This is a genomic window from Streptomyces europaeiscabiei (genome assembly GCF_036346855.1).
Lineage (GTDB): Bacteria > Actinomycetota > Actinomycetes > Streptomycetales > Streptomycetaceae > Streptomyces > Streptomyces europaeiscabiei.
In genome coordinates, this window is record NZ_CP107841.1 from 1,725,280 (window position 1) to 1,745,330 (window position 20,051).

Annotated in this window: 20 protein-coding genes and 2 pseudogenes; 12 read left to right on the forward strand and 10 right to left on the reverse strand. The window is 71.3% G+C overall.

What is annotated here, in order from left to right:
- The first annotated feature begins 327 nt into the window (after window positions 1–327).
- Together OG858_RS07285 and OG858_RS07290 are read left to right on the forward strand one after the other, a co-directional pair.
- Window positions 328–1,110, forward strand: coding sequence for a TVP38/TMEM64 family protein (locus OG858_RS07285; RefSeq protein WP_086749759.1), 783 nt, complete (start codon window positions 328–330; stop codon window positions 1,108–1,110).
- A gap of 170 nt (window positions 1,111–1,280) precedes the next feature.
- A complete protein-coding gene (locus tag OG858_RS07290; protein ID WP_086749760.1) occupies window positions 1,281–1,751 on the forward strand; it encodes a winged helix-turn-helix transcriptional regulator in 471 nt (156 codons plus the stop codon).
- Between the two features lie 112 nt (window positions 1,752–1,863).
- Here OG858_RS07290 and OG858_RS07295 read toward each other — a convergent pair whose 3' ends face one another.
- Genes OG858_RS07295 through OG858_RS07305 form a run of 3 tightly spaced genes read right to left on the reverse strand, consistent with a single transcriptional unit; the run spans window position 1,864 to window position 4,735 of the window.
- A complete protein-coding gene (locus tag OG858_RS07295) occupies window positions 1,864–2,577 on the reverse strand; it encodes a cupin domain-containing protein (RefSeq protein WP_319320332.1) in 714 nt (237 codons plus the stop codon).
- Window positions 2,571–3,506: a DUF6807 domain-containing protein gene (locus tag OG858_RS07300; protein WP_086749762.1), complete on the reverse strand. Its 936-nt coding sequence runs from the start codon at window positions 3,504–3,506 to the stop codon at window positions 2,571–2,573. Before OG858_RS07300 ends, OG858_RS07295 begins: the two co-directional genes overlap by 7 nt.
- Entirely contained in the window at window positions 3,503–4,735 is a 1,233-nt protein-coding gene (locus tag OG858_RS07305) for a Gfo/Idh/MocA family protein (RefSeq protein ID WP_256960608.1), read from the reverse strand. The genes OG858_RS07300 and OG858_RS07305 overlap by 4 nt, the downstream gene beginning before the upstream one ends.
- A gap of 357 nt (window positions 4,736–5,092) precedes the next feature.
- On the opposite strand from OG858_RS07305, the gene OG858_RS07310 reads away from it, so the two are divergent.
- Window positions 5,093–5,968, forward strand: a complete 876-nt coding sequence (locus tag OG858_RS07310) for an undecaprenyl-diphosphate phosphatase (protein WP_319121424.1) — start codon at window positions 5,093–5,095, stop codon at window positions 5,966–5,968.
- Window positions 5,969–6,646: 678 nt separating this feature from the next.
- Here OG858_RS07310 and OG858_RS07315 read toward each other — a convergent pair.
- Window positions 6,647–7,117 (reverse strand): hypothetical protein, encoded by a 471-nt coding sequence (locus tag OG858_RS07315; protein ID WP_086748312.1) that lies wholly within the window; start codon window positions 7,115–7,117, stop codon window positions 6,647–6,649.
- Window positions 7,114–7,385, reverse strand: a pseudogene (locus OG858_RS07320) (IS256 family transposase); the annotation flags it as partial. The gene OG858_RS07315 and the pseudogene OG858_RS07320, both read right to left, overlap by 4 nt.
- Window positions 7,386–7,484: 99 nt before the next feature.
- On the opposite strand from OG858_RS07320, the gene OG858_RS07325 reads away from it, so the two are divergent.
- Both OG858_RS07325 and OG858_RS07330 read left to right on the forward strand, forming a co-directional pair.
- Window positions 7,485–7,664 (forward strand): hypothetical protein, encoded by a 180-nt coding sequence (locus tag OG858_RS07325; RefSeq protein ID WP_086748313.1) that lies wholly within the window; start codon window positions 7,485–7,487, stop codon window positions 7,662–7,664.
- A gap of 47 nt (window positions 7,665–7,711) precedes the next feature.
- Window positions 7,712–8,268: pseudogene (locus OG858_RS07330) on the forward strand (chloramphenicol phosphotransferase CPT family protein).
- Window positions 8,269–8,353: 85 nt separating this feature from the next.
- Here OG858_RS07330 and OG858_RS07335 read toward each other — a convergent pair.
- Window positions 8,354–9,094: an SDR family NAD(P)-dependent oxidoreductase gene (locus OG858_RS07335; RefSeq protein ID WP_086748311.1), complete on the reverse strand. Its 741-nt coding sequence runs from the start codon at window positions 9,092–9,094 to the stop codon at window positions 8,354–8,356.
- A 316-nt stretch (window positions 9,095–9,410) separates the two neighbouring features.
- Here OG858_RS07335 and OG858_RS07340 point away from each other — a divergent pair, with 316 nt between their 5' ends.
- From OG858_RS07340 to OG858_RS07355, 3 genes are all read left to right on the forward strand, one after another.
- Window positions 9,411–10,379: an expansin EXLX1 family cellulose-binding protein gene (locus tag OG858_RS07340; RefSeq protein WP_086748310.1), complete on the forward strand. Its 969-nt coding sequence runs from the start codon at window positions 9,411–9,413 to the stop codon at window positions 10,377–10,379.
- Window positions 10,380–10,525: 146 nt separating this feature from the next.
- Window positions 10,526–11,803 (forward strand): serine hydrolase domain-containing protein, encoded by a 1,278-nt coding sequence (locus OG858_RS07345; protein ID WP_327743542.1) that lies wholly within the window; start codon window positions 10,526–10,528, stop codon window positions 11,801–11,803.
- Between the two features lie 144 nt (window positions 11,804–11,947).
- Entirely contained in the window at window positions 11,948–12,997 is a 1,050-nt protein-coding gene (locus OG858_RS07355; RefSeq protein WP_373420805.1) for a DUF6585 family protein, read from the forward strand.
- Between the two features lie 79 nt (window positions 12,998–13,076).
- On the opposite strand, the gene OG858_RS07360 is transcribed toward OG858_RS07355, so the two are convergent.
- Window positions 13,077–13,691 (reverse strand): DUF4291 domain-containing protein, encoded by a 615-nt coding sequence (locus OG858_RS07360; RefSeq protein ID WP_086748307.1) that lies wholly within the window; start codon window positions 13,689–13,691, stop codon window positions 13,077–13,079.
- Between the two features lie 170 nt (window positions 13,692–13,861).
- On the opposite strand from OG858_RS07360, the gene OG858_RS07365 reads away from it, so the two are divergent.
- Together OG858_RS07365 and lnt are read left to right on the forward strand one after the other, a co-directional pair.
- Window positions 13,862–14,356: a nuclear transport factor 2 family protein gene (locus tag OG858_RS07365; protein WP_319067448.1), complete on the forward strand. Its 495-nt coding sequence runs from the start codon at window positions 13,862–13,864 to the stop codon at window positions 14,354–14,356.
- 392 nt (window positions 14,357–14,748) lie between these two features.
- Window positions 14,749–16,320 carry an apolipoprotein N-acyltransferase gene (lnt, locus tag OG858_RS07370; protein ID WP_319067447.1) on the forward strand — a complete coding sequence of 524 codons (1,572 nt, stop codon included), beginning with the start codon at window positions 14,749–14,751 and terminating at the stop codon, window positions 16,318–16,320.
- Here the strand turns inward: lnt and OG858_RS07375 are convergent.
- A complete protein-coding gene (locus OG858_RS07375) occupies window positions 16,266–17,174 on the reverse strand; it encodes a Gfo/Idh/MocA family protein (RefSeq protein WP_086754076.1) in 909 nt (302 codons plus the stop codon). The two genes, lnt and OG858_RS07375, sit on opposite strands and share 55 nt — an antisense overlap.
- A gap of 73 nt (window positions 17,175–17,247) precedes the next feature.
- Here OG858_RS07375 and OG858_RS07380 point away from each other — a divergent pair, with 73 nt between their 5' ends.
- Entirely contained in the window at window positions 17,248–17,760 is a 513-nt protein-coding gene (locus OG858_RS07380) for a DinB family protein (protein ID WP_319315345.1), read from the forward strand.
- A gap of 274 nt (window positions 17,761–18,034) precedes the next feature.
- A complete protein-coding gene (locus tag OG858_RS07385; RefSeq protein WP_327749190.1) occupies window positions 18,035–18,535 on the forward strand; it encodes a hypothetical protein in 501 nt (166 codons plus the stop codon).
- A 57-nt stretch (window positions 18,536–18,592) separates the two neighbouring features.
- Here OG858_RS07385 and OG858_RS07390 read toward each other — a convergent pair whose 3' ends face one another.
- Both OG858_RS07390 and OG858_RS07395 read right to left on the reverse strand, forming a co-directional pair.
- The gene (locus tag OG858_RS07390; RefSeq protein WP_319067445.1) at window positions 18,593–19,126 is read right to left on the reverse strand and encodes a hypothetical protein; all 534 of its coding nucleotides are present in this window, start codon (window positions 19,124–19,126) and stop codon (window positions 18,593–18,595) included.
- A 172-nt stretch (window positions 19,127–19,298) separates the two neighbouring features.
- Window positions 19,299–19,982, reverse strand: a complete 684-nt coding sequence (locus OG858_RS07395) for a uracil-DNA glycosylase (protein ID WP_086749135.1) — start codon at window positions 19,980–19,982, stop codon at window positions 19,299–19,301.
- Between the last annotated feature and the right edge of the window lie 69 nt (window positions 19,983–20,051).

Consider the following 20,051-nt stretch of genomic DNA (forward strand, 5'->3'; position numbering starts at 1 on the left):
GCATCCGCGCCTGTGGCGGATGCTGCGAGAGCGAAGGCGTGCCGGAACATGACGTCGATCATCGTCGACAAGTCGGCCCGCGTCGAATGGTTTTCGGTACGCGAGGGTTCCCGGAGGAAGCCGAAGAGAGATGCTTCACAAGGGGGTGTCCGGGATGAACGGTGCCCAGGCCGGGACCGTGTTCCGGAAGGCGCAGGCAGCACGGTGCGCGGTACCCGTCGGGGTACCTGGCACACCGTGGCCGGCGAGCCCGTCGTTCCGCTTGCTGTGACCCCCGTGAGACGTTCCGTACGGCATACACGTACATGGGTCGGTTACCGTCGACGAATGCTCGATGCCACCACCCGCTCTGGGGGCACCGCCACGGTCATTCCCCGGACCGCCGCCACGGAGCTCGCCGTCGCCACACCTGTCGCCGTCCCAGCCGTGGCTCTGGGGCGCGTCGCCCGCTGGAGCAGAGTGCTGCTCTCGCCGTGGGCGCGGTTCTCGCTGCTCGTGGCACTGCTCCTGGGCGCCGTGTCGACCGTGCTGCTGTTCGAGCCGCAGCGGCTGCTGGCCGACGGCTGGCCGCCCCAGCTGAGCGGCGCGGCGGCGGTCGTGATGTTCGCGGTGGCGTACGGGCTGTGCACGGTCGCCTTCGTGCCCCGGCCGATCCTCAACATCGCGGCGGGCGCCCTCTTCGGCTCCCAGCTGGGTCTGGCCTCGGCGCTCGCGGGCACGGTTCTCGGGGCCGGCATCGCCTTCGGCCTGGGCCGGATGCTCGGACAGGACGCCCTGCGCCCTCTTCTCCGCCACCGCTGGCTGAAGTCGGCGGACGGCCAGCTCAGCCGCCACGGCTTCCGCTCGATGCTGGCGGCCCGGCTGTTCCCGGGAGTGCCCTTCTGGGCGGCCAACTACTGCGCGTCCGTCTCCCGCATGGGCTACCTCCCCTTCCTCCTCGCCACCGCCCTCGGCTCGATCCCGAACACCGCCGCGTACGCGGTGGCCGGCGCCCGAGCCTCGTCCCCGACCTCCCCGGCCTTCCTGATCGCCATGGCCTGCATCGCGATCCCGGCCCTGGTCGGCGCGGCCCTGGCCTGGCGCAAGCGCCACCACTTGCGGGCCCGCTGACGCGGAAACGAGGGGACGGCATGGCTGGTGGCGGGGCATGGCCTGCTCGCCGACCTCGTCGCTGGACGTGGCGGGCCTCCACGACCGCCTGGCGGCCACCAGCGAGCAGGAACTCCAACTCACCACAGCTCGACAGGTTGGAAAAACCAACCCTCCCCTAGACTGCGCACATGCCCGCCTCCGGCGCTCCGCGCCCCTGTTCCATCGCCGACGCCCTGGCTCTCGTCGGCGAGAAGTACTCCCTGCTGGTCCTGCGCGAGGTCTGCCTCGGCAACGGCCGCTTCGAGCAACTGGTCCGCAACATCGGGGCCCCGCGTGACGTGCTGGCGACCCGCCTCAGGCGCCTGGTCGACGCGGGCATCCTGCACAAACACGTCTACAGCGAACGCCCGCAGCGCTTCGAGTACCGGCCGACGCAGGCGGGTCTCGAACTGGAGCCGGTCCTGATGACGCTCATGGCGTGGGGCGACCGCCATCTCCGGAAGGGCAACGACCGCCCCATGGTGGTCGAGCACTCCTGCGGCCACGAACTGGTTCCCGTGGTCACCTGCACGGCCTGCGCCGGCGAGGTGCGCCACGAGGACCTCATGGCGCACCCGCAGTCCCCCGGCTGGTCGGTGACCGGGCCGACGGCGACGTGAGACGCCCGGTCGTACGAGCGCCCCGAAGGGGCGCGGGGAACTGCGCGACAAGCCACACACAACCCGCACCCGCCCCACCGCAGCGCTCCCCGAGCTCGAAGGCGCCCGGCGCTCAGTCCCCCTTGTAGACGTCCAACCGCCCGCACATCCCGAACTTCCCGTACGCGGAGGGCTCCTCGGCCCGCACAACCGCGTCGGCCAGGTGCGACAGGTCCCCCCGCTCCAGCCGCTCCAACTGCTCCCCGGTCACCGTGGCAGCGGCCCGCGCACCCCGCTCCCAGCGCGCCCGCCACTCCGCGAGCCGGGGCCGTACGAGCGCGGCGGCGGCCCGGTGGAACGCGGCGAGCGGCTCGGGGCCGGAGGCGTCGCGCAGCGCCCGGTAGCCCTCCATGGCCAGGTCGCGCCGGGTCCGGGCGACGCGCTCCTGCTCCTCCTCCGGCGCGTCCACCGGGATGCGGGTGGCGGCGGCGTACGTCTGCGGGTCGGTGAGGTACTCCGGGGGCAGGGTGAGAACGGCGTCGCCCGCCTCCGGCAGCCCGTTGTTCTGCATGAGGACGGTGATGCGCAGATCGTCCTCGTTGACCAGCCGGTGGATGGTGCCGGGTGTGAACCAGGCGACCGTGCCGGGCGCCAGTGGGGTGACCTCGTACCCGGAGGTCGTCAGCGTCTGCACCGCGCCGCGTCCGCCGGTGACGACGTACGCCTCCGAACAGGTCAGGTGCATATGGGGAGTTCCGCCGCAGACCCCGTCCGCGGCGGGCCAGCCGTACACGGACAGGTGCGAGACGGCGACCCCGCCCGGCAGTCCCTCGTATCCGCTCACCACGGGTGCGCCTCCAGGTACTTGGCGATCTCCTCCCGCTCCCAGGCTCCGTCCGCCACGACGACCCGGTAGCGACGGGTGAGCGTGTCGCCGGGAGCCAGTTCCAGTTCCTCGAAGAAGGCCCAGGAGGGAGCGACGGCGGCGAAGGGCTCGTTGCGGACGAACCAGTGGGCGGGGTGTGCGCCCCGGTCTCCGGCGTGGTCGTTCTCGGGCGCGTGCGAGAAGACGAGCGTGGCGTGTCCGTCGGTGCCGTCGTGCTCGCCCGAGTAGGCCAGCCAGGGCGCCTGCCCGCCCATCAGCTCGGGCCCCTCGGAGTCGGGCCCGATGATCCGCCCGTCCCGGAAGGCACGCGGACCGCGCCAGAACAGGCCCGTGTAACCGGCCATCTCGCGTCCGGCGGTGGTGGGGCTGCCGAACAGCAGCGGCTCGTCACGGCGGTTGGTGATCGCGCTCGTCCAGGTCAGTGCCCACGAGCCCGACTCCGTGTCGACGTCGTGGATCTCGATCCGGCGCTCCTCGTCCGCCCACAGCTCCCCGGTGTACGGGTGCCAGGTCAGCCGCTCGGCGATCACGACCGTCTCGCCGTCCGAGTCGACGACGTCGAAACCGACGTGTGCCATCGAACCGACCCGCTCCTGGATCGGCAGATAACCCTCGCCGTGCACATACGAGTTGCCGCCCCACAGGTTCTGGCCCGACAGGTGTGAGGCCGTCAGCTGCAGGCCCTTGTGCCAGCGGTGGTCGTTGGGCCGGAAGTCGGTGACGACGTCCCCCGCCAGCGTCCGGATCGGGTGCAGATACGGCTTCGGCGCCTCCCAGGCCGCCTCCGGCCGGTAGACGTAGCTCAACAGCTCTACGCCGGTGGTGGGTTCGGTGACCGTGATCCGGTCGCCGTGGGCGTGGACCACGCGCAGCCCGTCGTGGAAGGTCATGCGGTGATCTCCTCACTCGTGCCGACGGAGCTCGCGTCGGCGGACACCTGGGCGGTTCCGGGCGCCCACCCGGGGGCACCTCCGTGCATGGCCGTGTAGTAGGGGTCTCCGGGCCCGATCTCACCGCGCCGTACGGTCACGTCCATGAACGCCGACTTGTACAGGGCGGCGATCAGCTCCAGGCTCGTCCGCCCGTCGGCGCCGCTGCTGCGCGGACGCTCACCCGCGCGCATGCTGGCGACCAGCTCGCGCAACTGGGCCAGGTGCGAGCTGGGCACGTCCTCGCCGAAGTCCTTCCAGGCCGCCGCGTCCGCGTCCGGGGTGCCCGGGGCGGGGATGACGGACCAGTTGGCGTTGGAGTGGCCGTACAGATGGGTCAGTTCGACGGTGGCGCGCTCGCAGTCGATGCGGATGCGGCTGACCTCGTCGGGGCTGAGGACGCTGTTGACGACGGTGGCCAGGGCGCCGCTCTCGAAGCGGACGAGGGCCGTCGAGACGTCCTCGGTCTCCACGTCGTGGACCAGCCGCCCGGCCATCGCCCGGACCTCGCTCCACGGGCCGAGCAGATCCAGCAGCAGATCCATCTGGTGGATGCCGTGCCCCATGGCGGGCCCTCCGCCCTCGGTGGCCCAGCGTCCGCGCCAGGGGACGGCGTAGTAGGCGGTGTCCCGGTACCAGGTGGTCTGGCAGTGCGCGACGAGCGGGCGACCGAGGCTCTGCTCGGCGAGCAGCTTCCGTACGTGCTGCGAACCCGACCCGAAGCGGTGCTGGAAGACGATCGAGGCGTACGGCCCCGAGGTCTCCGTGCCCTCCTCCGCCTCGACGGCGTCGAAGTCGGCCAGCGTCGGCACCGGCGGCTTCTCGCACCACACCCAGGCGCCGGCCCGTAGTGCGGCGATCGTCTGGTCGCGGTGCAGGGTCGGCGGGGTGCAGATGCTGACCAGGTCGGGCCGCTGCTCCGCGAGCATGCGGTCCAGATCGGTGTAGCCGTGCGGGATGCCGTGCTCCGCGCAGAACTTCGCCACCGCGTCGGCATCGATGTCGACGGCCGCGACGACCTCGGTCTCGCCCTCCTCGGCGAGCCGCGCGAGCGCGGGCAGGTGCGAGCCGCCGCCGATGGCGCCGATACCGATGATCGCGGCACGGACACGACGGCCGGCGAGCGGGGCCGGGGGGCGGTTCGGCAGTTGGTCCGGAGTCGGGCTCGGGTCGTTGCTGGGTGTGGGCATGGACGTGATCAGCACTCCATCGAACGTGACATCGGACGTTGGCGAACGCCTGGTGGCGGGGGCTCCGGTGGTGCGGCGACCCCTGCCGCGGCAAGCGCTTTCCCTCGCCAGCAACGTATGTGCGGACATAGTGACTGGTCAACACCACGGATCCGGCCGTTCCACGCCTCGGAACGCCGACGCTCCACCCGTCCCGCGCACACCCTCCGCCCGCCCCCGGCCGGCCCTGCGAAACCCCTGTGACAGCCCTGTCCCCTTGGGGCGCTAGGCTGCCCCCAGCACCTGTGATCACCCGCCCCGCGGCGCGGCACGTCTTCCGTCGGCCCTCCACGATCAGCGCTTGGACCACGTAACTTCATGTCTTGGTTTGAATCCCTCATCCTCGGACTCGTCCAGGGGCTGACCGAATTCCTCCCCGTCTCCTCCAGCGCGCACCTGCGCCTGACGGCGGCCTTCTCCGGCTGGGAGGATCCGGGAGCGGCCTTCACGGCGATCACCCAGATCGGCACCGAGGCCGCCGTGCTGATCTACTTCCGCAAGGACATCGCCACCATCATCTCGGCGTGGTCGCGCTCGCTGTTCAACAAGGAGATGCGCGGCAACCACGACGCCCAGATGGGCTGGCTGGTGATCGTCGGCTCCATCCCGATCGGTGTCCTCGGCGTGACGCTCAAGGACCAGATCGAGGGCCCCTTCCGTGATCTGCGCCTCACGGCGACGATGCTGATCGTCATGGGCATCGTCCTGGGCGTGGCGGACCGCCTGGCCGCGCGCGACGAGACGGGCGGCAAGCACCGCGCCGCCAAGGAGCGCAAGAGCCTCGAACAGCTCAGCGTCAAGGACGGCCTGATCTTCGGCCTCTGCCAGGCCATGGCCCTCATCCCCGGCGTCTCCCGCTCCGGCGCCACCATCAGCGGTGGCCTCCTCATGGGCTACAAGCGCGAGGCCGCGGCCCGGTACTCCTTCCTCCTCGCCATCCCGGCCGTGATCGCTTCGGGCGGCTACGAGCTCAAGGACGCGATGGAGGGCGGCCACGTCACCTGGGGGCCGACGATCTTCGCCACCGTCATCGCCTTCTTCGTCGGCTACGCGGTCATCGCGTGGTTCATGAAGTTCATCTCCACCAAGAGCTTCATGCCGTTCGTCTGGTACCGCATCGCGCTCGGCATCGTCATCATTGTGCTGGTCAGCATGGGTGTGCTGAGCCCTCACGCGGCCGAATCTTCGGGGTGACGGAGGTCCGGTTCGGCTGGTTCCGGCCGGCGGTTGGTTTGCGGTAACCAAAGAGCCCCCGAGGTTGACTCCTCGGAGGCTCTCTCGTTGTCGTGCAGGGACCAGGCGGGACCACCTGGGGGTTGGCCCATTCCCCGCCATGGCGCGCTTCTCACACTGGCGGGCGCACGCCTTCCGGTCCCACTGCGCGCCTTCCGGTCCCACTGGCGGGCGCGCGCCTTCCGGTCGCTGATGTCGCCGCCGTCTCCGGACCCTGATCCCGACGCCCCGAAGTCCTGTCCGGAATGTTGTCCGTCCTGGCCAGAGCCCTGACCGGCGGAGCCGCCTCCGCCGGTGGCCGGACTGGCCCTGACCGTCAGATCCGGCTTGCCCGCTGTGCCCGCTGCCTGCTCCCTGCTGCCTGCTGCCTGCTGCCTGCTGCCTGCTGCCTGCTGGACCCTGATCGGGAGCCGGCTTCACCCTCGCCACTGCCACCCGCGATGGCGTAGATCGGCGAGCGTTGCGGCGTCGGCCCAGGATCGTTCCCGCTGCGTGGGTGGCCAGCGGGTGTCGGAAGGGCCACTGCATGTTGTTCTCCGGCCGTACCCGCCGAAGTACGACTCGCACCGGACGCTCCTGGTCCCGCCGTTTCTGGCGGAGCTGCTGCTCGTCTCCCATGAGTGCGAGTGGGCGCTTCCCTCAATCAACGGAGGAATTGTCAACAGTGTGGTCCGTCGCCGCGGGGGTGTTGTGATCGGGCAGCTCTGCCAGCGCCATGGCGGCGGCCTCGCGGACATAGTCCATGGGGTGTTGCCGGTAGGGCTCGATCATCGGGTGGGCGTCGGGGTCACGGGAGGAGCCGAGAATGCCGAGGGCGTGCTCGAGGAGGGGGGCGGCCATCGTGTGGAGCCACGGCGCCAGTCCGGCGACCAGGTGGAGCGGCAGGTCTCGGCGTTCGGAGGCGTTGCCGATGGCGTTGAGGGCACTCTCACGGACGGCGTCGTCCGGGTCCTCGATGGCGGCGATGAGCAGGCGTGCGACAGCGGTTTCCGTCTCGTCCTGGGTCAGGCTGGGCCCGCCCAGGAGGTCGCCGAGCTGCTCGGCAGCGGCGTCGCGATCCCGGGCGTTGGGGGCATGCAGGTCAGCAAGGAGGGCCGGGGGCAGATTCATGCGGCCACCGTGTCATGCCGTTCGACGAGTTGGCCGCGTTCGAAGTGGGCACCAGCCCGGGACCAGGGCGACGAGGTGGGGTGCGTTGACCGAGCGCCGGCGGGCCTGGGCGGACTACGGGTTTGAAGACCATCGCCAGGGCGGCCGTGCGGGACCCGGCACCCCCGGTGACCTTCGTTCGCAGACGGACGGTCGCAAAGGTCGGCTCGATGGGGTTCGTGGTACGGAGGTGGATCCAGTGCTCGGCCGGGAAGTCGTAGAACGCCAACTGCCAGCTCCTCACCAACTCCCCTCAGTGACCAACCACATACGGCACCCGTAGCCGACCGGTAGCGCACTGTCAGTGATGGCGCCTACTCTTGTCCGCATGTCCCCCGATCCCTTTGCCCGTGGTTCCGTGCGGTCCGCCGCCGACTTGAACGACCGGATCCGAGCGCTGTGGCGGCACGCCGGCGGGTCACTGTCGCCGCAGGAGCGGGCGGAGTACGAGCTGTTGGTCGCAGAGTGGGCCGCGGCGATACGCGGAGACATCATCGAGGCCGCGTAACCCCTACGGGGCGAGCCACCGACGAGCGGACCCGCCACCCCGGCGGCCTGGTCATCTTCCTCAACGGCACGTCCGGTTCGGGCAAGTCGAGCATCGCCGTGGAACTGCTGAACATCCTCGACGAGCCCTCCTTCCACATCCCGGTCGACGCGTTCCACGCCATGCGGACCCGCCGGGAGATGTCCCCGAACGGCTCACCACCGTGCTCCACAACACCCGGCGGGGCTACCACCGAGCGATCGCCGGGATGGCTGCCGCGGGCAACAACGTCGTCATGGACCACGTCCTGAGCCCGGAATGGCGGCTGCGGGACTGCCTCGACCTCTTCGTGGCGCAGGATGTCGTGTTCGTGGGCGTGCACTGCCCCCGCGCGGAGCTCGAACGACGCGAGCGGGAGCGGGGCGACCGGCCGATAGGGCCGGCCGTGCGGCAGTCGGGACAGGTGCACGCACACGGGCTCCACGACATCGAGTACGACACGACCCGGGCGGATCCGCTCCGATGCGCCACGTCCTTCAAGGAGTTCATCGCCGACCGGCCCACGCCGACCGTGTTCCAGCGGCTGCTCGACAAGCGGCGCGGCTTCAGGCCACCGGCCCACTGAACGCGACCCCGAAGGGGCGCGGGGAACTGCGCGAGCAACCACACAGGACCGGAAGCCCGCCGACAACCCGCCATCCCACGGTGCTTCACCGGCCCCCCGACACCCGCAGCACCGCTCCCGTCGTGTACGAGGCCTCCGGGGACATGAGCCAGGCGATGGCCGAGGCGATCTCGTCGGCGCGGCCGGGGCGGCGGAGAGGGATGGAGGCCGCGATACGGTCGGGGCGTTCCGGGTCACCCATCCGCGCGTGGATCTCGGTGTCGATCACGCCGGGCGCGACCGCGTTGACACGGATGCCGTCCGGGCCGAGTTCCTTCGCGAGTCCCGTCGTCAGCGCGTCGACCGCGGCCTTGGTCGCCGCGTAGTGGACGTACTCGCCGGGGCTGCCCAGCGTGGCCGCCGCCGAGGACACGTTCACGATGACGCCGCTTCCGCGGGCCGCCATCACCTCGGCCGCCCGACGCGAACACAGCAGCACGCCGAGGAGGTTGACCTCGACCACCCGGCGGAGCACATCAGTGTCGGCGTCCACCAGCCTCCCGAACGGGCCCGTCACCCCGGCGTTGTTGACCAGCCCCGTCACCGGCCCGAGCCGGTCCGCCGCCGTCTCGAACAGCCGGTCCACGTCGGCCTCCACCGAGGTGTCCGCCCTGACCGTGACACAGCGCGCCCCGTTCGCCCGTACTCCCGTCGCGATCCACTCGGCGGCCGCCCCGTCGTTCACGTACCCCACGACCACGTCGTGACCGTCCGACGCGAGCCGCAGGCAGGTCGCGGCACCGATCCCCCGGCTCCCACCCGTGACCACCGTGACCGGACGTGACATCCCGACCTCCCTGACAGCGAACATGACGCACCCGGTGTGCGGCCACGACGAACTCGGCGATCGATCATCCTACGATCGCAGCCCGGTCGGCGCATCACGTCGAGGGCAACCATTCCGGCCCCGGCGGCAACCCATGAGTGGGAAGCTCCTTCCACACGAGCCCCACACGAATCACGCTTTCTCCAGGATCACGTTTTCTCCAGGATCACTCCGTTTCCGAACCACGCACGCACCCGAACCACGCACGCACCCGAACCACGCACGCACCCGAACCACGCACGGACCCGAACCACGCACGGACCCGAAGGACTTGAACGTGGCAGCCCGTTCCCACCGCTCCTCCCGCCGGCCCAAGCGGCGCACCGCCCTCATATCCGTCGCCGCTGTGGCGGCCGTCGGGCTCGCCGCGTCGCTCGTCATCGCCTTCGGCCCCGACCGCGAGACAGGCGCCGAAGCCGCAGGGAAGGTCGGGGCCGCCCCCGCCGCGACCACTCCCCGGGCGACCGGAGCGTCCTCCGGGGCACCGGAGCGGAAGCCCTCCGCCACACCCTCGAAGTCCCCGTCCCCGTCGGCCTCGACGACCACTCCGTCGGCGACCCCGACCACCGGGTCCACCCGGCCGTCGCCCGCCGTCACCCGGCAGGCCGGGTCCGCCTCGGCACAGCTGGCGGGGCGGATCCGGCCCGGGGTCGAACGCGAAGGAGTCGCCACCTTCTACGACGCCGGTACGGGCGAGGGCGGCGCCTGCTCGTACGGCCCGAGCGACGACGTGATGACCGCGGCGATGAACACCACCGACTACGAGGTCTCCAAGGCCTGCGGGGCGTACGTGCGCGTCCGCGCGGCGGGCGGCGCCGCCGTGACGGTCCGGATCACCAACGAGTGCCCGGCGCCCTGCAAGCCCGGCCAGCTCGACCTCAGCGCACAGGCCTTCGCCAAGCTCGCCGCCCCCTCAAGCGGCCAGATCCCGATCACCTGGAGTCTGCTGAGCCCTGGCACGTCCGGCCCTCTGTCGATCCGGTACAAGACCGGGTCCAGCCAGTACTGGTGCGGCATCCAGGTGATCGGGCACCGGAACCCGGTGGCACGGCTGGAGGTCCGCGACGGCGGCGGCTGGGCCCGACTGCCCCGTACCGAGTACAACTACTTCCTCTCCGAGCAGGGCGGCGGGTGCGGCGGCGCGCTCAGGATCACCGACATCTACGGGGAACGGCTGACCGTCGACGGCATCGCGGTGCGGCCGGACGTCGTACAGGCGACCGGGGTGCAGTTCACCGCGCGCTGACCGCACCCCCCGTCCGGCCCCGCCCGTCCGAGCCGCCGAGAACAGCTCGCGAAGCCGATCGGCCGGATAGAGCAAGCTCGCGCGCGCGTGAGCGTGGTCCGGCCAATGCTGAGGGTGCCCTGCCCGCCGATCTTCCCGGGACCCTCATGCCACTCACGCCTGCGTCCGCTTCCCGCTCGCACACCCGTACCCGTACCAGCACCGGCCCTCGTTCCCGCCTCCGTCTCCGTCTCCGCCTGTCGCTCGTCGCCCTGCTCGGGGCGTCCTGCCTGGGTGGCCTGCTCCTCGCCCCGGCGGCGGGCGCCGCCTCCGACACCGACTCAGGACCCGGACCCGGACCCGGACCCGGCGGCGGCGGGAGCGAGCGTGCCCTGCAACAGCAACTCGAAGACCTGGTCGGCAATCCTGGAGGACCGCCGGGTGTGATCGTCGTACTGCAACGGGACCGCACGTCACATGTTCTGCGCGCCGGGGTCGCCGACCTGGAGACCGGACGTCCGATCGAGCCCACCGACCACATGCGGATCGCCAGTACGGCGAAGGCGTTCAGCGGTGCCGTGGCACTGCGCCTGGTGCAGCGGGGCACGCTCAGTCTCGACAGCACCATCGGCCGCACCCTGCCCCAGCTGCCGCGCGCCTGGCGGTCGGTCACGCTGCGGCAGTTGCTGAACCACACCAGCGGACTGCCCGACTACACCGAGGACCCGGAGTTCCTGGAACTGCTCCTGGCGGACCCGCGCCGCACCTTCGACCCCCGTCGGCTGCTGGACTTCGTCGCGGACGAACCGCTGCGCTTCCGCCCCGGGTCCCGGTACCACTACTCCAACTCCGACAACATCGCCGTCGCGCTGATGGCGGAGGCGGCGACCCACAGGCCGTACGAGGAGTTGCTGAGCCGGCTCGTCTACCGGCCCCTCGGCCTGAACGACACCAGCCTCCCGCTGGGCTACGAGCTGCCGGAGCCGTACATGCACGGCTACGCCGTCGAGCCGCCCGCGCCGCCGGAGGACGTCAGTGAAGTACTGAGCGCGTCCGGTGTGTGGGCCTCGGGCGGGATCGTCTCCACCCCGCGTGACATGACGCGGTTCATCCGCGGCTACGCCGCCGGGAAGCTGACGTCGAGAGCGGCTCTGCGTGAGCAGCGCCGCTGGATCGAGGGGGCCTCCGAACCGGCCGGTCCCGGCCGTAACACGGCGGGACTCGGCATCTTCCGCTACGACACCCGCTGCGGGGTGGTGTTGGGGCACACCGGGAACTTCCCCGGCTACACGCAGCTGATCGCCGCGACCCCCGACGGCCGCAAGTCCCTCACCTTCTCGCTCACCACCCAGGTGAACAGGACGCTCAACCCCGACCTGCTGGAGAAGCTCCGCACGATCGAGGAGAACGCGGTCTGTACGCTGCTCGGCCGGCCACGCGGCTGACCGCTTCCGAGAGCGCCGGCGCGGGCCTGACCGGGTGATCCCGCCTGTCAGGCCCGTGGTGCCTTCACCCGTCAGGCCTGTGGTGCTCTCGCTCCTCGGGCAGCGGCGCGCGGCCTCGTCCGGCTCCCCCGCCCGTACGAGGCCATGGACATCCCCCGCGAGCGGCGTCACGTCCTCGATCCCGACGATCCACTCGTCCGCGTATCCGATGCCGACCGACCGGGGGATGATGCGCCCCGACCGACAACCGACGTCTACCGCTCTCCAGCCAGACCTCGTAGCATCCTGATGATATTTCACATCGTCAACTCAGCTTGTGGCAAAGCCTGTTGGGGTAATCGGCGCGCGGTGGGAGTGGCGATGGGGGCCCGAAACCTATGGGACGAGATCCCGGCGACAGTGCCGGGAGCGGCGGCGGAGCGGCAGCTCGGCGCGGGGCGATACGCCTTCCGCACACAGACGAGTTCGGTGTCCTGGTGGGGCTCGTTCATGCTCCTTCTGGTCACCGCGTTCTGCGTGATGATGGTCTTCGTCATCAGTGGTGAGAGCGAGTGGACGAATGCGATCCTCTTCATCATCCTCGGCGGATGCACCTTCCTCGGGGCGATCGCCGTTCCGCTGGCCGCACGCTTCAGACCGGTCGCGTGGTGTGCCGTTTTCACGAACGGCGTGGTCTACCAGTACGGTTCGCAACCACCCATCGCCGGATCCTGGGACGAGATCACCGGATGCCAGCGACACGCGACGGATCACGTGCGTAACGGGGTCACCATGTCGACCACGCATTCCGTGTACGTCCAGATGCCGGCCGGCAACTTCATGGTGTCGGGTGACAGGCCCGAGGCTCGGGAAGTCGGAACCCTGATCGCGAACGGCTGGCTCGCGGTTCGGAGCCGGGGCGCGGAAGAGGACGCGAAGGCCCGACTGGCCGAGCTCGGCACGTTGTTGCAGACCGGGGGACGGGTGGCATTCGGGCCGTTCACGGTGAGCCTGGCCGGGCTGGAGCACGCGGGCAGGGTCCTGGCCTGGGAGAAGATCAGCGAAGTCGATCTGATGGGATCGACCATCCACGTACTGGTCACCGGTGAGCGCAAGCCCGCAGCGCGGGAGCCGGTCTCCAGCGTGCCGGACAGCGTCCTGTTCCTCACCGTCTCGGACGCACTGCGGCGATCGGCGCGGCAGCCCACGCAGTGAGCGGTCACCCTGCACGACCGCTATCCGTCAGGACCGGGCTCGCCTCGTCCGTCAGGACCGGGCTCGCCTCGCGGACCTGTCACCGCAGATGGCTCAGCACGTCCTCCACCACCGGATACGGCCGCTCCTGCGGCAGCAACGCGGCCGCCCGGTCCAGTTCCCCCGCCCGCACATGACCGTGCACCTGCCGGGCCAGCGGTGTCACGTCCTCGATCCCGACGATCCACTCGTCCGCGTATCTCACCGCCGCCTCGCCCGCCAGCCCCAACTGGAGGGAGCGGTGTTGCAGGGGGTTGAGATGCAGATCCCGTTCCGGGTCCCACTGCACCCGCGTCGGTGACCGCTTCAGTTGGCGCTTCCAGTCCGCCTGATCGGCGTGCAGCTCGGGCACGTAGTGCGACAGACACGCATGCCGCAGCGCCCACTCGAACCCCTCACGGGTCATCTCCACAGCCAGGACGGTCTCCTGCCCCTCCTTCGTACCCCAGCCACAGCGGTACATCATCCACAGGAAGGAGGGCTTGATCCAGGTCATCCGGTCCCGCTTCCACGCGGCCGGAAAACGACCGTGGCGCGCGGCCGGGCCGCCTATCTCCGGGCGGTACGCCTGGTAGACGGTGACCGTGTCGGCGGTGTGGCGGGCACGGACACGGAACTTGGGTTCGGTCTCTGAGGGGCGTTCACTTTCAGTCACGGGGACCAGGTTCGATCACGGCGGCACCCCGAAGCCACCGAATATTCAGGGCCGGGAGCCGCGCCCCATGACCCGATCCCTCCTGGCTTCCGGCCCCCGATCCCCGAAATATCCCCCATCTGCTCGCACGCCCCTTGGCGTGGCGCGTCTCCTGCCCCAACACTGAGCCGATGACGCAGCGCGTGGAACTCGCGACCGTGATGGACCGGCTCGCCGTCGACGGCCTGATCACCGAGTACGCGGTGGCGGTGGACGACGGCGACTGGACGGCGTACCGGGACCTGTTCGCACCGGAGGGCCGCGCGGACTACCGCTCGGCAGGCGGCGTCGAGGGCGACGCCGCGCAGGTCGCCGGGTGGCTGGCCCGGAGCATGGAGCTCTTCCCGATGCGGCAGCACCTGATCGTCAACCGACGGGTGCGCTTCGGATACCTGGAGCAGGACATCGGCGACACCGCCCAGGTCCAGGCGGACTACATCAACCCGATGCGCTTCGCCGGACACGACGGCGGATCCACCGCCCCCGACTTCGTCTGCGGCGGCCGCTACGCCTTCACCCTGACCCGCACCCCCGAGGGCTGGCGCCTCCGCGAGGTCGTCGTCCGGGAAAAATGGCGCCGCGCCCCGGAGGGCCTCGCCTCCACCCAGCACCCCTCCCCGGCCTGAGCACACTCCGCCCCGACCGTCACCGACGGGACCACAGCACCCAAGCCCCCTTCCAGCGCTCATCCGTCCGGTCCGACCGCCGTCCTGCTGCCCCGCCGCGGCATCCGCATCCGCATCCGCGCCCGGCCCGCGCCCGGCGTCCTACGGCGACCGGAAACTCGACCTGCTGACGACGGTCGTCGGTGTCGCCCGTCGCCGTTCCGCCGGCCGGGGGCCGGATCCGGAGCCTGAGTGGTCGGGTACTCCCGCCCTTCCCCGGCCGCCCCACAGTCCCGCCGGTACCGGAACCCGCCTCGCCCCCTTCACCACCCCCGCTCCGCCCACGCCCTCTGTCGGAGATCGTCCCCGGCGCGCACACTGGAGGGACGGACCGGTGGGGAGGGAGGCGCTGTATGAGGACGCCGGACTGGGGCGCCTCCCCGTGGCGGCGGCGGGTGGCTGTCGTCGTGGCCGGGGCCCTGCCCGTGCTCGCGTTCCCGGCGCCGGGCCTGTGGTGGGCGGCGTATGCGGCGCTGGTGCCGTGGATACTGCTGATCCGCACGGCCCCGACCGGCCGCCGGGCGGCGTACGACGGCTGGCTCGGCGGATTCGCGTTCATACTGGCCATGCACCACTGGCTGCTGCCGAACCTCCATGTGTTCACCTTCATCATCGCCGGCCTGCTGGGCGCGCTGTGGGCACCCTGGGCCTGGCTGGTGCGCCGGTTCCTGGCCGGTACACCCTCGCCGGCTCGGATCGCCGCCGCGCTGCTGGCAGTGCCGTCGGGCTGGCTGGCGATCGAACTCGTCCGCTCGTGGCAGGGCCTCGGCGGACCGTGGGGCCTGCTGGGGTCCAGCCAGTGGCAGGTGGAGCCGGCGCTGCGGCTGGCCTCGGTCGGCGGGGTCTGGCTGCTCAGCTTCCTGGTGGTGGCCGTCAACGTCGCGGTCACCGTGCTGGTTTCGGTACGCCGGTCCCGGGCGCCGGCGCTCGCCGGACTCGTCGCGGCGGCCCTCGCGACCTCGGCGGTGTGGCTGTGGTCGCCGCGACCCGACATCCGCGGTGAGGTGCGGATAGCCGTCGTCCAGCCCGGTGTGACCGACGGCCCCGACAACCGGTTCGCCCGCGAGGAGGCGCTGACCCGACGGCTCGCGGGGCGGGACCTGGACCTGATCGTGTGGGGCGAGAGCAGCGTCGGCCACGACCTGGCCGACCGGCCCGATCTCGCCGACCGGATCGCCGCGCTGGCCCGTGAGACGGACACGAACATCCTCGTGAACGTCGACGCGCGCCGCTCCGACCGCCCCGGCATCTACAAGAGTTCGGTGCTCGTCGGCCCGGACGGTCCGACCGGCGACCGGTACGACAAGATGCGTCTCGTTCCCTTCGGGGAGTACATCCCGATGCGCTCGCTGCTCGGCTGGGCCACCTCGGTCGGCGAGGCGGCGGGCGAGGACCGCCGACGCGGCACCGAGCAGGTCGTCTTCGACTCCGGGAAGGGGCTGCGGATCGGCCCCATGGTCTGCTTCGAGTCCGCGTTCCCGGACATGAGCCGTCATCTCGCCCGGGACGGCGCCGAGTTGCTGCTCGCGCAGTCGGCGACCTCCACGTTCCAACAGAGCTGGGCGCCCGAGCAGCACGCCTCGCTGGCCGCGCTGCGGGCCGCCGAGACCGGCCGTCCCATGGTCCACGCGACGCTCACCGGCGTCTCGGCGGTGTACGGCCCGGACGGCGAGCGCGTCGGCTCCTGGCTGGGCACGGACGAGAGCACGACGGCGGTGTACGAGGTACCGCTGGCGAGCGGTACGACGCCGTACGTCCGCTTCGGCGACTGGCCGGTGCACGTGGCACTGCTGGTGCTTCTCGCGTGGGGCGCCTTCGAGGGCGTACGGGCCGTGCGGCTGCGGCGGACGGGCCCTGAGCCGCCCGCGGCTCAGGCGGCGGACCGGTCCTCCACCGCCCGCACCACCCGCTCGCACAACTCGTGAGTCGCCAGCGCGTCCCGCGCGCTGAGCACCTTGCCCGCGCGCACGGCGTCGAGGAAGGCGAGGACGGCCTGCTCGATGCCCCGCTGCCGGGCCACCGGCACCCAGTCGCCGCGCCGCCTCACGGACGGCTGCCCCTTGTGGTCGACGACCTCGGCGAGGTTCACCACCTGCCGCTTGGTGTCCTGCCCCGAGACCTCGAGGATCTCCTCAGCCGAACCGCTGAGCCGGTTCATGACGCCGAGCGCGGTGAAACCGTCGCCGGAGAGCTGCAGCACGACGTGGTGCAGCAGCCCGCCCTCGGTGCGGGCGCGCACGGTGACGTCCTCGACCTCCCCCGGCACCAGGAACCGCAGGGTGTCGACGACATGGATGAAGTCGTCCAGGATCATCGTGCGCGGCAGCTCGGGCAGGCCGATGCGGTTCTTCTGCATGAGGATCAGTTCGCGCGGATGGTCGGCGCACTGTGTGTACCCGGGCGCGTATCGCCGGTTGAAGCCCACGGCTAGCCCGACGCCGCGCTCCTCCGCGAGCCGTACGAGCCGTTCCGAGTCGGCGAGTTCGTACGCGAGCGGCTTGTCGACGTACGTCGGCACGCCCGCGTCGATCAGCCGCTCCACGATCTCGGGGTGGACCCCGGTGGGCGCGTGCACGAAAGCCGCGTCGAGGCCCTGGGCGAGCAGCGCGTCAAGATCGGTGTGCCGCTGCCCCGGCGGGAGGTGGAGGCCGTCGGCGACCCGGGTGAGGGTGGCGGGCGTCCGTGTCTGCAGATGAAGTTCGAGCCCCGGCCTGGTGCCGAGGACCGGCAGATACGCCTTCTGCGCGATGTCGCCGAGCCCGATGCAGCCGACCTTCACAGGGGTCTCCCGTCCACGGTGTGCCGTCGAAATGCCTCGTCGGCAGCATACGGGGGCTGCCAGGATGGCCGGCATGACCATCCAGCGCACTGAACCGTCCCTCACCGCCGATGAACGGACCATGCTCGAAGGCTGGCTCGACTACCACCGCGAGACTCTCGCGATCAAGTGCGAGGGCCTGGACGACGCCCGGTTGAGGACCGCCTCGGTGCCGCCCTCCGAGCTGTCCCTGCTGGGGCTCGTACGGCACATGGCGGAGGTCGAGCGCATCTGGTTCCGCAAGGTGCTCGTGGACGACGACCAGGGGCCGATCTACTTCAGCGACGAGGACCCGGACGGAGAGTTCCATCTGACTCGGGCGGACACCTGGGAGGAGGCCCACGGCACCTGGCAGCAGGAGATCGCGATCGCCCGGCGCAACGCGGAGGGCTTCGCCCTGGACGACGTCGGAAAGGCGGTGCACCGGCGAACGGGCGAGGCACCGAGCCTGCGGTGGATCTACACCCACATGATCGAGGAGTACGCGCGGCACAACGGGCATGCCGACCTGATCCGGGAGCGGATCGACGGGGCCACCGGATACTGAGCGGAGCCGGACGTCCGGCGCACCGCGACGACGGTGCGGGAGCCCGGCTCCCGACGAAGACGGGGCCGGGGACAGCCGGACGGGTGCGGAGCCTGCCGCACGTGTGCCGGAGGGGGAGGCCGGGCGGAGCGCGCGGCATCGCAGGCGCGTGGCAAGGGCCGGCGGGCGGGTGGGCGGGGCCCCAGCGTCGTCGGCGGTCCCGGGCGTCACCCGTGTGGGGGCATCCTCCCCTGTCCCCTCCCCAAAGCGGCCCGGACACAGCAGAGTTGCGCGCGTGCATCGATCGACCACCACCGCAACGCTCCTGGTCACCGTGGCCGTCTCGGCCCTCACCGGCTGCGTGACCGCGCACCGCCCGCCCCCGCCCGAGGCGTCACCCGTCCCGTCCCGGCCTTCCATGCCCCGCCCGGACGGCACCACCGAGACACAGACCGTGCAGGCCCCGGCGCGGGAGGCCCTGGAGCTGGTCGGCCCGCCCCGGGAGTCCACACCGAGCGCGTCCACCACGCCGAAGCCCGTCGCGCCGGCTGCCACCACCGACGCCCCCACGCCCACCGCACCCCCGCCGCCGCCCCGGGACGAGCACCGGGGTGCCCCCGAGCGGCACGGACCGCCACCCGGGTCCCGGCCTCATGTCGAGGTCCCTCCCCTGCCCAGGACCATCCCGACCCGACCGCCGAAGAACTCCGACGTGTGCGCCCTCGGCCACAAGTACGGCGGCTGGGGCAAGGACACCCCGCAGGCGGCCATCTGCAAGGACGTGTACGGCCGTTGAGGCACGCGACGCCGAGGAGCGGACACAGGCCCCCGGCACGCGGGGCCCGCCCTGCCGCTAGGGCCGCTGTCGCGGCGGCCCCGGCATCTCTCCCGCACCGGGGCCCGCCTCGTCGAGCCGGGCCTCCAGCCGGGTCAGGGCGGCGCGGATGCCGTCACCGTGACCGTCGTCCCCCAGCGTGGCCAGCGCGCCCCGGGCCAGCCGCAGATGGCTGCGGGCCGCGTCGGGGCGGCCCAGCTTGGCGTAGTCGGCGGCGAGGTTGAGGTGGAGCGAGGGGTAGAAGGCGCGCACGGCGAGCTTGTCGTGGTGCTCCGCCGGGTCCCCCGGCACCCGGCCGTCGGACAGTTCGTCGGCCGCCGACAACGCCCTGAGGTCCCAGGCCAGCTCGGCGTCCGGGTCGTCCTGGGTGTCGGCCATGTAGTGCGCCAGCGTGCAGCGGTGGAGCGGGGCACCGTCCTCACCGATCTCTGCCCAGAGCTTCAGGAGACGGTGCCGGGCCTCCTCTCGGTCACCCCCGTGGTGCAGCATGACCGCTTGCCCGATCCGGGTCATCATGGCGTCCGGTGCCACCTGCTCCTGTCGCTCCACCACCGCGTCCTCCGCACTCGTCGCCCCCTGTCCCGCCTGTCCCTCCCGACGCTAACGGCAGGCACCGGCAATCCCGGTCAGGCGGCTCCGTACGGCCGCGGGGGCGCCCCGGCGGCCGTACGGCGGGGCAGCCGGACGGGCGGACACGAACAGGTGTGGGTGGACCAGCGGCCGGTCAGCCGAGGTTGGGGATCGTCCAGTCGATCGCCTCGTGGCCCTGCTGGGCGACAGCCGCGTTGATCTGTGTGAACGGCTGGGAGCCGAAGAACTTCTTGGCCGACAGCGGCGAGGGGTGCGCGCCCTTCACCACCACATGGCGCTCCTCGTCGATCAGCGGGAGCTTCTTCTGCGCGTAGTTGCCCCACAGCACGAAGACCGCCGGGTCGGGCCGGTCGGCGACCGCGCGGATCACGGCGTCGGTGAACCTCTCCCAGCCCTTGCCCTTGTGCGAGTTGGCCTCACCGGAGCGGACCGTGAGCACCGCGTTGAGCAGCAGCACACCCTGCTGGGCCCAGGGCAGCAGATAGCCGTTGTCCGGGATCGGGGTGCCCAGCTCGGCCTGCATCTCCTTGTAGATGTTCCGCAGGGAGGGCGGGGTCTTCACACCCGGCCGCACGGAGAAGCACAGACCGTGGCCCTGCCCCTCACCGTGGTACGGGTCCTGGCCGAGGACCAGCACCTTCACACTCTCGTACGGCGTGGCGTCGAGCGCGGCGAAGACCTGCTCACGGGGAGGGTAGACGGGACCCTTGGCGCGCTCCTCCTCGACGAACTCGGTGAGTTCCTTGAAGTAGGGCTGCTGCAGTTCGTCCCCCAGGACCCCGCGCCAGGACTCGGGCAGCATGGCGATGTCGGTCACGTCAACTTCCTCCGGTGTGCGCTCACTTCACGGCCACGGAACACGAGACCGTGGGCGGCCGCGGAAAGC